Raw genomic sequence first — 12,935 nt, 5'->3', positions numbered from 1 at the left:
ATTATAATGAAGGAGAATATTGTTTTATTCCATTAAGAAAAGATCAAGTTGCTAAAACCAATAAGTCATTATCTTTTGCAGAAAAATATTATCAAAGAAAAGTTACTGGAATAATGAAAAATATGGTCAATAATCTTGAAAAATATCCCGAATTTAACTGTAAATATTTCTTATGGGGTAATGAAATATTGGAAACCTAAAAACATTTTATCTAAACTATTTTTATGCTTTAGCACTTAATATCATATTAACAATAAAGAGAAAACCCTATGACCCAACTCCTTGAACTCACACATCGTGAAATTGGCGATTATTTGGAATACCCATTGCCCAAAAAAGTCAAAGCCACTTTTGCAAGCAGTAATCAAATCCAAATTCAAGGATTGGCAACAGCAATTAAACCAGCTTAAAGATACGCTAGAAAGCGCAGGTGTTAATCCTGATAACGTGTCTAAGGTACAGGAATTGCGAGGTAAAATTGAGCAAGCCCACCAAGGCGGTATCAATGCTGAGGCTGCGGTGTTCTCGCATTTATTAACTTTTTTCTCGCGTTATTACGAGGACGGCGATTTTATTAGTCAACGCCGTTATAAGGGCGATACTTATGCCATTCCTTATAGTGGTGAGGAAGTGATGTTGCATTGGGCGAATAAAGACCAGTATTACACCAAATCGGGCGAGCATTTCAGCAATTATCGTTTTAAATTAGACGATGAGCGTGAGGTGTATTTCCGTTTGGTGAGCGCCGATGTAGCAAGAGATAATCGTAAAGATAACGATGGCAAACGTTTGTTTGTGTTAGCTACCGAACGCAGTGCACAAAGAGCAGATGAAGACGGCGAAATCATTGAAGAGTCAATTGTTCCGTTTAAAATCAGTGATGATGGCAAAACGTTGGAAGTGTTTTTTGAGTATCAATTGTTCGGCAAAGGGGAAAAACAAGAAACCTATAATCAGCAAACCTTAGCCACTTTGCAAACCTGTCTTCCCCCCCCCATACAGGATTTTCCGATAAATGGCAAGCCCTTTGGCAAAAAGACCCTACCGAGAAAAATCCCAACCGCACTTTACTGGAAAAGCATTTAAGCGTTTATACCCAGAAAAATACCGCTGATTATTTTATTCATAAGGACTTGGGCGAATTTTTGCGCCGCGAATTGGATTTTTATATCAAAAACGAAGTGATGCACTTGGAGAATATCCAGCACGCTGATGGTTTTAAGCAGATTGAATCGTCGTTGCGTCAAATTCAGGTACTGCGCACCATTGCCCTTGAATTGATTGATTTTTTAGCGCAATTGGAAAATTTTCAGAAAAAATTGTGGCTGAAAAAGAAATTTATTGCCAGCTGTCATTATTTGGTTACTCTCGATCGTCTGCCCGAAGAATTGCTGCCTGAAGTGTTGGCAAATGAAAACCAGTTGCGTCAGTGGCAAGGCTTATTTCATTTTGATAAAAACGTCTATCAGGGAGATATTAAAAAATTTTTGCAAAACGAACCGCACTTGGTGGTAGATACTTCACTTTTCCCAACTCAATTTCAATGGAAATTGCTTTCTTTGTTGTCTGATAAATACGATTTGGACGACAGCACCGATGGGGTGTTAATTCATGCCGATAATTTCCAAGCACTGAATTTATTGCAAGCGCGTTATCGTGAGCAGGTGAAATGTATTTATATTGATCCGCCGTATAATACCCAAAATGATGGTTTTATTTATAAGGACGGTTATCCACATTCCAGTTGGTTGTCTTTAATGGAAAACCGATTGCTAGCCGCTTATTCTTTATTGCGTCAAGATGGGGTTAATTTTATTTCTATTGACGATAACGAGCAGGCGCAGTTGAAGATTTTATGCGATGAGGTTTATGGTGCAAGTAATTTTATTTCATCAATTTGCCATAAGTCTAGGGCTTCTATCTCTAACGATAAAATTATTTCTCAAAATCATAATTTTCTACTATTTTTTTCTAAAGATTACTTATCTATACACTGTCAAAGAAAAATGTTTGGTGTTATAGCCAATTTAGATGGATATAATAAGGTAGATAAAAATGGTGATAAATATAAACTTACTCCTGTTGATGGACCTGGAGGGGCGTCAAAAGGAAATCCTTATTATGAATTTATGGGAGTTTCTGGTTACTGGAGGTATTCTTTTGAAACAATGAATAAACTTTATGAGCAAGGTCATTTAGTAGTTACAAAAAATAATATACAGAAAAAAACATACCTTAAGGATATGATAAATAAAAGACAAACTGTAACAACTTGGTGGGAAGAAGGATTTTTAACTTCTAATGGAACAAGAGATCTTGATCATATTTTGACTAATGATTTTAGTAATCCGAAAAATATTAATCTTATAAAACAAATTGTTGATATCTCATCTAATTATATTAATGAACCTTTAACCCTTGACTACTTCGCAGGCTCTGGCACCACTGCCCACGCGGTGATTAATTTAAACCGCGACGATGGCGGAAAACGCAAATATATTCTGGTGGAACAAGGCGAGTATTTTGACACGGTACTCAAGCCGCGCGTGCAAAAAGTGATTTATAGCGAAAAATGGAAAAACGGCAAGCCCGATGCGGATAAAGACAAAGGCTTTAACGGTGTTTCGCAGTTGGTGAAAGTCCTCAAGTTGGAAAGTTACGAAGATACCCTCAATAATCTGGAATTAAAAGGGCAGGCGAAATTATTTGATAGCCTGTCTGAAAGCGCGCGTGAAGATTATTTATTGCGTTATATGTTGGCGGTGGAAAGCAAAGGTTCGTTACTCAATACTGATCATTTTAAAAATCCCTTTGCCTATCAATTAAATATTGCAACGGATTCAGCTGGCGCGTATCGTCGTCAAACCATTGATTTGCTGGAAACCTTTCATTATTTAATTGGCTTGCGTGTGGCAAAATGGACGGATAAGCGCGAGGCGCGCGGTTTTGTGTTGGTGGAGGGACGGCTACCGAATGGTGAAAGTTGTTTGCTGGTATGGCGTGATGGTAACAAAGTGAGTTATCAAGAAGTGGACAAATTATTTGAACAGCTCAATATTCAGCCCAATTCAAATCAATATGATGTCGTTTATCTGAATGGCGATCACAATATTGCGACACTGTGGCAAAGCGATGATGGTAGCGAAACACGCGCACTGAAATTGCGTCCAATTGAACCTGAATTTTTGCGTTTGATGTTTGGGGAGGAGGCGTAATGGCGAAGAAAGCAAAACAAAAAGGGGAAAAATCACAAGCTAAAAGCAGTTTTCATCAACATTTGCTGCTTAATCGTTGGTTGTTGTCCTTATTCAATCAAACGCAATTGTCTGCATTTAAGGAACGTTTGAACGATGAGCGTTTGCTAGGACTTGGCAACGATGGGCAGACGCACTTTTTTGCGCAATTAAACAGCGCGTTTTTTAGAAACGATCGGCTTTCGGAGCAGGATTTACGCCGTTACGATTTGAATATTATTGCTCATTGGCAAAAAATTACCAGCAAACGCAATGAAGCAGAGGGGCATATTTTGGAAATGAAATATTTCCAATACTTGTCGTTGTTGTTTACGGAAATTTATTTGGATTGGTATGTTCATCGTCAAGAGGCATTACTTTCGCAATTAAATCGCGTATTAGAGGAATATAATAAAGATCAAACGCGCAAATTATCCCCTTATCAAGCGCAGGATCTCAATAAAATCGCCTTTTGGAGCGCCACAGGCAGTGGCAAAACCTTGTTAATGCATATCAATCTGTTGCAATATCAGCATTATGTGCAAGATAAAATAGACAATATCATTATTTTGACCCCCTCTGAGGATTTAAGTCGGCAACACTTACAGGAGTTGGAACAATCAGACTTTTCAGCCACGCTGTTTGATAAAAATGCAGGACGTTTATTTCAAGAAACGATCTTTGTGATGGATATTAATAAACTGGCGGATAAAACAGGCGAGAAAACCGTCGCCGTGGAGGCGTTTGCGGGCAATAATTTGGTGCTAATTGACGAGGGGCATCGTGGTATGTCGGGCAGTGAATGGTTAGCGCGCCGTGAAAAGCTGATTGATAAAGGCTTTGCCTTTGAATATTCGGCAACCTTTGGGCAGGCAGTTGTTGGCGCAAAAACGGCGCTGGAACAAGAAGAGGAATATCGCAAAGCCAAAGCCAAATTGCTGTTTGGCAAACGATCCCTAAATGGACTAAACGAAACGCAATTAACACAAATTGCGTTATCCGATTTGGAAAAACAACAAGCCAGACAAACGGCGATGTTTGAAGTCTATGCCAAAGCGGTGTTATTTGATTATTCATATAAGTTTTTTTATGAAGATGGCTACGGCAAAGAAAGCCTGATTTTGAATTTAAAAGATGAAGATTATGCAATGCACAGTGATGTGTATTTAACCGCCTGTCTTTTGGCATTTTACCAACAGCTTTATTTGTTTGATAAGCACCGTCAAGCGCTGCGTGAATGGAACATTGAAAAACCGCTATGTGTCTTTGTGGGCAACAAAGTGGCGGACGAAGATAGCGATGTGTTAAAAGTCTTGAACTTTTTGGCACTATTTTGCAACGAACCCGCACGCATACAAAGCTGGTTGCACGACTTATTAGCGGATACCGCGCGCTTAACCGACCGTGCGGGCAACAATATTTTCTTTGGACGTTTTACCCCACTGATGGAATTTTTGGGCAAAGAGTCTGATCTTTATGCGGATATGTTGCAACGCCTTTTTCATGCCACCGCGCGTGGGCGTTTGCGTTTGACCTTGCTGAAAAAAAACACAGGCGAATTGGCGCTATCGGTAGGGAATGCTTCTGCTTTTGGCGTGATTAATATTGGTGATGCGACGAGTTTTTATAAAACCGCGGCGCAACAAACCGCTTTTGACTGCGACAGCGATGATTTTTCAGACAGCCTGTTTCACCATATCAACCAAACCGACAGCCCCACTCATTTGCTTATCGGATCGCGTAAATTTGCCGCTGGCTGGTCAAGCTGGCGCGTATCCACGATGGGGCTTTTGAATATGGGTAAAAAAGAAGGTAGCCAAATTATTCAATTATTTGGGCGTGGTGTGCGTTTGAAAGGTAAAGATTTTTCCCTGAAACGCAGCCTACCTGCAAACCGTCCGAAAAACATTCATTTAGAAAAACTGGAAACTTTAAATATCTTCGGTATTGCCGCAGGCTATATGGAACAATTTAAACAGTATTTACGCGAAGAGGGCATCACACCGAGCGATGAATTATTGGAAATTCAATTTAAAGTCCGCCCGAATTTACAAACTGCGCGCCTTAAAACCCTGCGTTTACAAGACGGCTACAAAGACAATCAAGCAAAAGGTTTCAAGCGCCAAGTGCGGGTAAAATTGTACGAAATTCCAGAAAACTGGCACAACAACACCGACAATATTCAACGACAATTGGCAAATTTACAAGCAGAATTGGATTGTTATCCCAAAATTGAACTTTATCACAGCCACAAAGAACAACGAACAGTGATGGATAAGCGTCAAGTTAATCGGTTTAACAAAAGGGTGTTTGAATGTTTTGATTGGGACAAAATCTATCTTGCCTTGTTGGATTTTAAACTCAAAAAAAGCTGGTTTAATTTGCAATTAGACAAAGCGTGTTTGCGTCAATTTGCCGAACAAAACCATTGGTACAAACTCTATGCTCCTGATGAAGAACTTACTATCAACACCTTTGCTGATATTAACAAACAACAAAGTTGGTTAATTGAACTGCTTTGCCGTTATACCGAACGCTTTTATCAACGCCTCAAAGCTTTATACGAAGGGCAATATTATCAAATCGTAGAAGTGGACGAAAATCACCCCTCACTGCAAAACACCTATTTATTTAAATTCAAGCAAGCAAACGAAGATGGAGAAGAATACCATCAACGCTTGATGGAATTAAAAAATATTGTTGAAAATGGCACACTGCAACAGGCTTTGAGCTGGAATAATGGCAGTAAAAACATTACGGCAATTTGTTTTAAACCACATTTATATTATCCATTGATAAACTTAGACAATCTGGAAAATCTCCCCTTTACTATGCAACCTTTGGATATGAATGAGGCGAGTGAAATCCGATTTGTTAAAGACTTACAATCCGCCTTTGAAAACGGCGAATTGGCAAAATGGATTGGCGATAAGGATTTGTATTTACTCAGAAACGCCGCCAATCGTTCCAAAGGCTTGGGCTTTGCTTTAGCAGGCAATTTTTATCCTGATTTTTTGTTATGGATTGTAGATAAAGACAATCAAAAACAATGGCTTAATTTTATTGATCCCAAAGGTATTCGCCAAATGAGCCTAAACGATCCCAAATTCGCCCTTGCTGAGGAAGTTAAACGGCTAGAAAAAGAATTGGCTTTGGATATTCAGTTAAACGCGTTTATTTTGTCGGTAACCGATAGTAAGGACTTAATAAATGCCCAGACGATAACCGAAGAAATGCTAAAAGAAAAGAATATTTTGTTTATGAAGGAGGATTGTGGGTATTTAGAAGAGATGTTTGGGCGAATTTTGCTGGGGTAGGGGGGTAGTTTTTATCATTGCTCGTTATTTATCTGTTTGCTCTCTTTAGGAGAGTAAACGGATATTTTTATCTACTGAAATGTTATTTTCCCATATCCACCACAATCCTCTATAATGGATTTAATAGTCTAAAATTCAGTAATGAAGTGCGGTCTCAAATAACCTAAAAAAATGTTTTTGTATAGCCTTGATTCCATAAACGAACGCACTACTGTAGAAGAAGCATTGCAAACTCAAGTGCCAGATAACCAGCTAAATCAGGATAAAAACTGTCTTGATCCAAAATATTTTCTAATTCTGCTCGGCTATCTACCATTGATAATGACCAAAGTTGAGGTTTGGGAAGTATCAGTATAGTCGTCTCAATTTAAAATAATACAGTGTTGACACACCTGGCTCTACTAATTGTATTGTCTTCGGTGTGTCGCTTTGTCTTATTTTAAATTGAAACGACTAGATTCTTAAGGTTAATTATTTTTATTCAAAAATTTTACCGCTGTATCAGGGAAATCGGTAAATATCCCGGTTGCACCTGCTTGATTTAATAAAGCATCGTACATTTGTTCTACATTATCAAAGAAAGTAGGTAAGGCATCTTGGCGAACAGTATAAGGGTGTAATTCAAGTTTGGTGCTTGCAATATCAACAACCATTGGGGTATAAACAATATGATTTGGTTGCGAAGTTTTATCATTAATTAACATATACCAAGCTGGCCCCACCCCATCGGCATATTTAGCAATCTTTTTCATTGCACCTTGGTTAAACATCCAATTATAATCATAATTAATCCACTGCCCTTGAGCATTTTTTTCTTGGGTTTCTTGCCAGTCGTTATAAGCGATTAATTGTACCAGTTTTATGTCCATTGCCAGTTGCGGTAAAAGTTCTGTTTTGATCCGTTTCAATTCATTAAAGTCGAACGTTTGTAAATAAACTCGATCATTTTTATTGCTATAACCGTATTTTTTCAGGACTTTTAAGGTGGCTAACGCAATATCTTTGCCTTCTTGATGATGTAACCAAGGGGCTTTGATTTCTGGATAAATCCCAATTTTTTTGCCTGTAGATTTTTCTAAACCTTGGATAAATTCGAGTTCTTCTTCAAAAGTATGAATACGAAAATGCGATTGCCACATTGGAAAACGATTTGGATAAACTTGGACTTGTTTACCCTCTTTGAGCGTGAAATTTTCTGTCATTTCTAGCGACTTAATTTCTGCTAAGGTAAAATCCATCACATAATAACGCCCATCTTGGCGATGACGTTTAGGAAATTTTTTTGCTACATCAGTAAGACCATCTAAAAAATGATCGTGAATAACAATGAGATGATTATCTTTGGTCATAACAAGATCTTGTTCTAGATAATCTGCTTGTTGCCCAAAAGCTAAAGCTTTTGCTTCGAGAGTGTGTTCAGGTAAGTAACCACTTGCACCACGATGGGCAATGACTAATTTTTCTTGATTATTCATAATGTTTACTTGATGAGTACAAGCTGTCAGACTTATAAGTGCGGTCAATATTGCCAATGTTTTTACTTTCATTATTTTCTCCATAATATTAAGGTTTACACAATAAAAAAGGAAGAACATTGTTATTCTTCCTTTTGATTGTTTGGTTAATTATTTACCATAATGATCTTCAAGTTTGGCTTTGTGTTTACCTTCTGCCACCATAACGATGAACATCAGTAATACCGCTAAAACACCGCCACCAATCATCACATAGAAACCACCGTCCCAGCCGTAATGCTCAGCTGCCCAACCTACGACTGCTGATGCCGATACTGTACCACCAAGATAACCAAATAATCCTGTAAAGCCCGCAGAAGTACCTGCCGCTTTTTTCGGTGCAAGCTCAAGGGCGTGTAAACCAATTAACATCACTGGACCATAAATTAAGAAACCAATGGTTGTCATCAAAATGAAGTCAGTTAATTGATATGGATTTTCATACCAAGCATGTCCCGCATATTGGGCGATTTCATTATCAGGTGTTGCTGGATTTAGCCATAGAGCGGTAACAGCTACGGTGGTTAAAATCATAAACACGAAACCTGTTACCCCACGTTTGCCTTTAAAGATTTTATCTGATACCCAGCCGCATAATAATGTCCCCGGGATTGCGGCTAATTCATAAATGGTGTAAGCCCAAGCTGTACCTTTAATATTAAAATGTTTTACTTCGCTTAAATAAACTGGCGACCATTTTAATACACCATAACGAATTAAATAGACGAATACATTTGCAATGGCGATATACCATAACAATTTATTTTTTAAAACATAAGTAACAAAGATTTCTTTTGCGGTAAGTTCTTGCTCGGATTTTTTCTCATCATAATTATCAGGATAATCATTACGCCATTTTTCAATCGCCGGTAAACCGCAAGATTGAGGGGTATCTTTCATCACAAAATAAATAGGGATAGATGCAATCATTGCTGCAATACCCGGATAATACAAGGCTTGTTGCCAAATATCTTTGGCGGTAGCCTCTACGCCATGGGTTGAATAGTAAATCGCTCCTGCTAACAACACCATCATACCCGGCACCATACCGCCTAGGTTATGTGCACAGTTCCAAATTGACACGATTGAGCCACGTTCTGACTTAGACCACCAATGCACCATTGTACGTCCACAAGGTGGCCACCCCATACCTTGGAACCAACCATTTAAGAAAATTAAGGTAAACATCACTAAAATACCTGATGTTGCCCAAGGCATTAAGCCCATTAGTGTCATACATAAACCTGACAATAATAGCCCAAAAGGCAAAAAGACTTTTGGGTTAGAGCGGTCAGAAAGGGATGCCATAAAGAATTTTGATAAGCCGTAAGCTAAACCAGCCCCAGTACCAATAATCCCCAATTCGGCTTTATTATACATTCCTGATGCAATTAAACCGGGTTGTGCTAAATCAAAGTTAGCACGAACAAAATAATACGCTGCATAACCAAAAAAGATCCCAGCAAACACCTGCCAACGCAAGCGTTTATAGGTGGAATCTATTTTGTTGGCAGGAAGTTCCGCAATATGCGGAGCAGGTTTGAATGGACCAAACATAAACATCTCCAATTAAATGTAGTTTATAAAACGTAAAATAGGGTAATTTTGCCAAGGCAAGATAACATAAAAATAAAATACATAGGAAAGTTTGTTGATTAAATGTGATAGCTATCACAATATATTTATACTATTTGAGCGAAAAATAACAAAAAAGATCCATTTAATTCAGCTTTCTGTTCTTTTTTGCCTATTGTAAGGATAATTTTGTTTAATTATGAAAGCAAATAGCCTTGTTGAGGTAAATATGGTTGCCCAATTTTAAAATAATACGGCGTTGGCATGGTTTTGTACTATTTGGCTATCTGCGATGTACTATCTTACTTATTTCAAATGAAAACGACTATACTTATAACGCCAAAATTTCTTTTACAAAGGGAATGGTTAATTTGCGTTTTGCTTGTAGTGAGGCTTTATCTAATTGTTCAAGTACATTAAATAAAGTGTGGCTATCACGTTCTAAACGTTTTAATAAAAAATTGGCGGTATCATTAGGTAGCTCTATACCTCGGCGTTGAGCTTTTTGTTGTAATACCTCAATTTTTTGTTCATCATCTAAGGGCTGTAATTGATAGGTTTCGCCCCACGTTAATCTTGAGGCTAAATCTGCTAACTTAATAGGTAGGGTTTTGACAGAATGATCAGCGCTAATCACTAAAAGTGTTTTGCCATTTTCTTTTATGCGATTAATTAAATCAAAAATCGCTTCTTCCCATTGCAGATCGCCGAGTACAGTATGAATATCATCTAAACACACTGCGGCTTGCTGTTCTAGGTTGTCTAGCACTGCTGGAGAAAAATAGCGAGATTCCTTAAGCGGTACATAAATGGCTGGGCGTTGTGCCAACAGAAAATGGTTAGAAATGGCTTTGAGCAAGTGAGTTTTGCCACTACTTGCCGTTCCCCAAATAAAAAAGAAGGGTTGGCATAATTGGCTAAAGTTAGCTTGCAAAGAATTAAGTAGCAATAAATTATTGCCACCATAAAAATTTTGCAATGTATCATCATCAATTTGATGAATGGGTAACGGAAGTTGTTCGGTCAAAAACTCACCTTAATGTTATTTTGCTCGCTTGCGTATTTTATCTTATTTCTGGTGATCTTGGCTAATTTCTGAATTTTTGGTTTTAGGTAAAATTAAATTGAGCAAAATTGCTACCACCGCACATAAACTAATACCTTTTAGGGAAATTTCACCAACATTAACAAACATACCGCCAATACCAAAGGTCATTACCACAGAAATAATGCAAAGGTTGCGTGCCTCTGTAACGTCAACTTTGGCTCGAATTAGGGTACTCATACCCACAACGGCAATAGAGCCAAAAACTAGCATCATAATCCCGCCCATCACAATGGTTGGAATGGTGGAGAGAAATGCCCCCACTTTACCACAAAAAGAAATAGCAATCGCCCAAACTGCTGCCCAAGTCATAATATTCGGATTGAAATTACGCGTAAGCATCACTGCCCCTGTTACTTCCGCATAAGTGGTATTTGGTGGACCGCCAAGAAATGATGCGGCAGAAGTGGCAATACCGTCCCCCAATAAAGTGCGGTGCAATCCCGGTTTTTTTAAAAAATCTTTGCCTGTTACTGAGCTAATCGCCATAATACCGCCCACATGTTCCACCGCTGGGGCGATAGCAATAGGTAATAAATAGAGAATAGCCTCTAATTTAAATTCTGGTGTGGTAAGCTGTGGTAGGCTAAACCAAGGGGCATCAAATACAGGTTGGAAATCAATTAAACCAAGGCATAAACAAAGGATATAGCCCACCAAAATACCAAACATAATCGGCACTAATTTCATCATTCCCTTGGCAAACACTGCAACGACTAAGGTGGTAATCAGGGTAACCATTGACACCAAAATGGCATCATTGTAAGCATAGCTACTGTTTTTACCCAATGCCATATCCACTGCCACAGGGGCTAACCCCATACCGATAATAATAATCACAGGCCCTACCACCACAGGGGGAAAAACCCGTTGTAACGCCTCAGCCCCTTTTACTTTCACTAAGGCACTCAAGGCAAAATAGACCAAGCCCGTAAACACCAAACCGCCCATGGTTACCGAAATGCCCCAAGTTTGGATACCATATTGAATTGGGGCAATAAAGGCAAAAGAAGAAGCTAGGAAAATCGGCACTTGGCGACCAGTACAAAATTGGAATAATAATGTACCAATGCCGGCGGTTAATAATGCGGTATTGGCATCAAGCCCTGTAATTAAAGGGACAAGTACCAATGCCCCAAAGGCAACAAATAACATTTGTAAGCCCACAAAGGCTTGTTTTGGTTGGCTTTGTATCGCCACATTTTGTTCATTTTGCATAAAGTTTCAACTCTCTGACTGAATTAACTTTGTTAATGGATTAATAAAAGGATTGATAGAAAGATAGAAAAAGTGCGGTCTGTTTAGCAAAAATTTTTGTAAAATAGACCGCACTTCAACTTATTTCGTCCCAAAGATTTTATCGCCTGCATCGCCCAAGCCCGGCACAATATAGCCTTTCTCATTTAGACATTGATCAATAGAGGCGGTATAAAGCTCAATATCAGGGTGAGCCTGTTGTAATGCGGTAATCCCCTCAGGGGCAGCGACTAGCACTAACACCTTAATTTGATTACAGCCTTTTTGCTTTAATAAATCAATGGTTGCAATCATTGAACCACCAGTGGCAAGCATAGGATCAACCACAATGGCTAAACGTTCGGATAAATCACTTGCTAATTTTTGGAAATAAGGCACAGGTTGCAAGGTTTCTTCATCACGATAAATCCCTACTACACTAATTCTGGCACTGGGAATATGCTCTAACACCCCGTCCATCATACCCAAACCTGCACGCAAAATCGGCACGACAGTAACTTTTTTCCCCTTAATACGATCCACTTCCACTTGACCGCACCAACCGTCAATAATCACTTTTTCGGTTTCTAAATCCGCAGTGGCTTCATAGGTTAATAAACTGCCCACTTCGGTGGCTAATTCACGGAAATGTTTGGTATTAATATTAGCGGCTCGCATTAAGCCCAGTTTATGTTTAACCAAAGGGTGTTTCACTTCCACGATTTTCATTATCTGCTCCTTTTGCCTTATTCAACACAAATCAACGAATTTTAAATCAGAATAACGGGAATGAACAGTGAAAAAATGAATTTCTCGCAAAAATGACCGCACTTTTTATACTTTAGTGGTTTTACAGTCAATAAAATAAGAATGATGTACATATCTGCTAAGTTACCCAAGCAAGGCAATACAGCACGCATATATTTTGAATGGTATGTTTTTTAATACTCAAATT

At 38.6% G+C, this 12,935-nt stretch carries 9 protein-coding genes; 4 read left to right on the top strand and 5 right to left on the bottom strand.

From position 1 onward, the window contains the following. The first annotated feature begins 269 nt into the window (after nt 1-269). Genes A6A20_RS05965 through A6A20_RS05950 form a run of 4 tightly spaced genes read left to right on the top strand, consistent with a single transcriptional unit; the run spans nt 270 to nt 6,550 of the window. Nucleotides 270-410 (top strand): hypothetical protein, encoded by a 141-nt coding sequence (locus tag A6A20_RS05965; protein ID WP_279572589.1) that lies wholly within the window; start codon nt 270-272, stop codon nt 408-410. Further along, nucleotides 352-1,086 (top strand): hypothetical protein, encoded by a 735-nt coding sequence (locus A6A20_RS05960; protein ID WP_279572588.1) that lies wholly within the window; start codon nt 352-354, stop codon nt 1,084-1,086. The genes A6A20_RS05965 and A6A20_RS05960 overlap by 59 nt, the downstream gene beginning before the upstream one ends. A 47-nt stretch (nt 1,087-1,133) precedes the next feature. Then, entirely contained in the window at nt 1,134-3,215 is a 2,082-nt protein-coding gene (locus A6A20_RS05955) for a site-specific DNA-methyltransferase (protein WP_279572587.1), read from the top strand. Then, nucleotides 3,215-6,550: a DEAD/DEAH box helicase family protein gene (locus tag A6A20_RS05950; RefSeq protein ID WP_279572586.1), complete on the top strand. Its 3,336-nt coding sequence runs from the start codon at nt 3,215-3,217 to the stop codon at nt 6,548-6,550. The genes A6A20_RS05955 and A6A20_RS05950 overlap by 1 nt, the downstream gene beginning before the upstream one ends. 467 nt (nt 6,551-7,017) lie before the next feature. On the opposite strand, the gene glpQ is transcribed toward A6A20_RS05950, so the two are convergent. The 5 genes from glpQ to upp form a co-directional block, all read right to left on the bottom strand. Next, entirely contained in the window at nt 7,018-8,097 is a 1,080-nt protein-coding gene (gene glpQ / locus A6A20_RS05945; protein ID WP_279572585.1) for a glycerophosphodiester phosphodiesterase, read from the bottom strand. 78 nt (nt 8,098-8,175) lie between these two features. Continuing rightward, a complete protein-coding gene (gene glpT, locus A6A20_RS05940; RefSeq protein WP_279572584.1) occupies nt 8,176-9,621 on the bottom strand; it encodes a glycerol-3-phosphate transporter in 1,446 nt (481 codons plus the stop codon). A 349-nt stretch (nt 9,622-9,970) separates the two neighbouring features. Continuing rightward, entirely contained in the window at nt 9,971-10,666 is a 696-nt protein-coding gene (hda, locus tag A6A20_RS05935; protein ID WP_279572583.1) for a DnaA inactivator Hda, read from the bottom strand. 42 nt (nt 10,667-10,708) lie between these two features. After that, nucleotides 10,709-11,962 carry a nucleobase:cation symporter-2 family protein gene (locus A6A20_RS05930; RefSeq protein WP_279572582.1) on the bottom strand — a complete coding sequence of 418 codons (1,254 nt, stop codon included), beginning with the start codon at nt 11,960-11,962 and terminating at the stop codon, nt 10,709-10,711. Between the two features lie 120 nt (nt 11,963-12,082). After that, a complete protein-coding gene (gene upp, locus A6A20_RS05925; RefSeq protein WP_279572581.1) occupies nt 12,083-12,709 on the bottom strand; it encodes a uracil phosphoribosyltransferase in 627 nt (208 codons plus the stop codon). Nucleotides 12,710-12,935 lie beyond the last annotated feature (226 nt).

The sequence above is a fragment of the Volucribacter amazonae genome, from assembly GCF_029783845.1.
Lineage (GTDB): Bacteria > Pseudomonadota > Gammaproteobacteria > Enterobacterales > Pasteurellaceae > Volucribacter > Volucribacter amazonae.
This window is presented reverse-complemented; position numbering and strand designations above follow the sequence as displayed.

Bases quoted from the DNA above. Each gene is read 5' to 3' on its own strand.
- A6A20_RS05965 (WP_279572589.1), top strand. From the start codon at position 270: ATGACCCAACTCCTTGAACTCACACATCGTGAAATTGGCGATTATTTG.
- upp (WP_279572581.1), bottom strand. From the start codon at position 12,709: ATGAAAATCGTGGAAGTGAAACACCCTTTGGTTAAACATAAACTGGGC.
- A6A20_RS05930 (WP_279572582.1), bottom strand. From the start codon at position 11,962: ATGCAAAATGAACAAAATGTGGCGATACAAAGCCAACCAAAACAAGCC.
- glpT (WP_279572584.1), bottom strand. From the start codon at position 9,621: ATGTTTGGTCCATTCAAACCTGCTCCGCATATTGCGGAACTTCCTGCC.
- glpQ (WP_279572585.1), bottom strand. From the start codon at position 8,097: ATGAAAGTAAAAACATTGGCAATATTGACCGCACTTATAAGTCTGACA.
- A6A20_RS05950 (WP_279572586.1), top strand. From the start codon at position 3,215: ATGGCGAAGAAAGCAAAACAAAAAGGGGAAAAATCACAAGCTAAAAGC.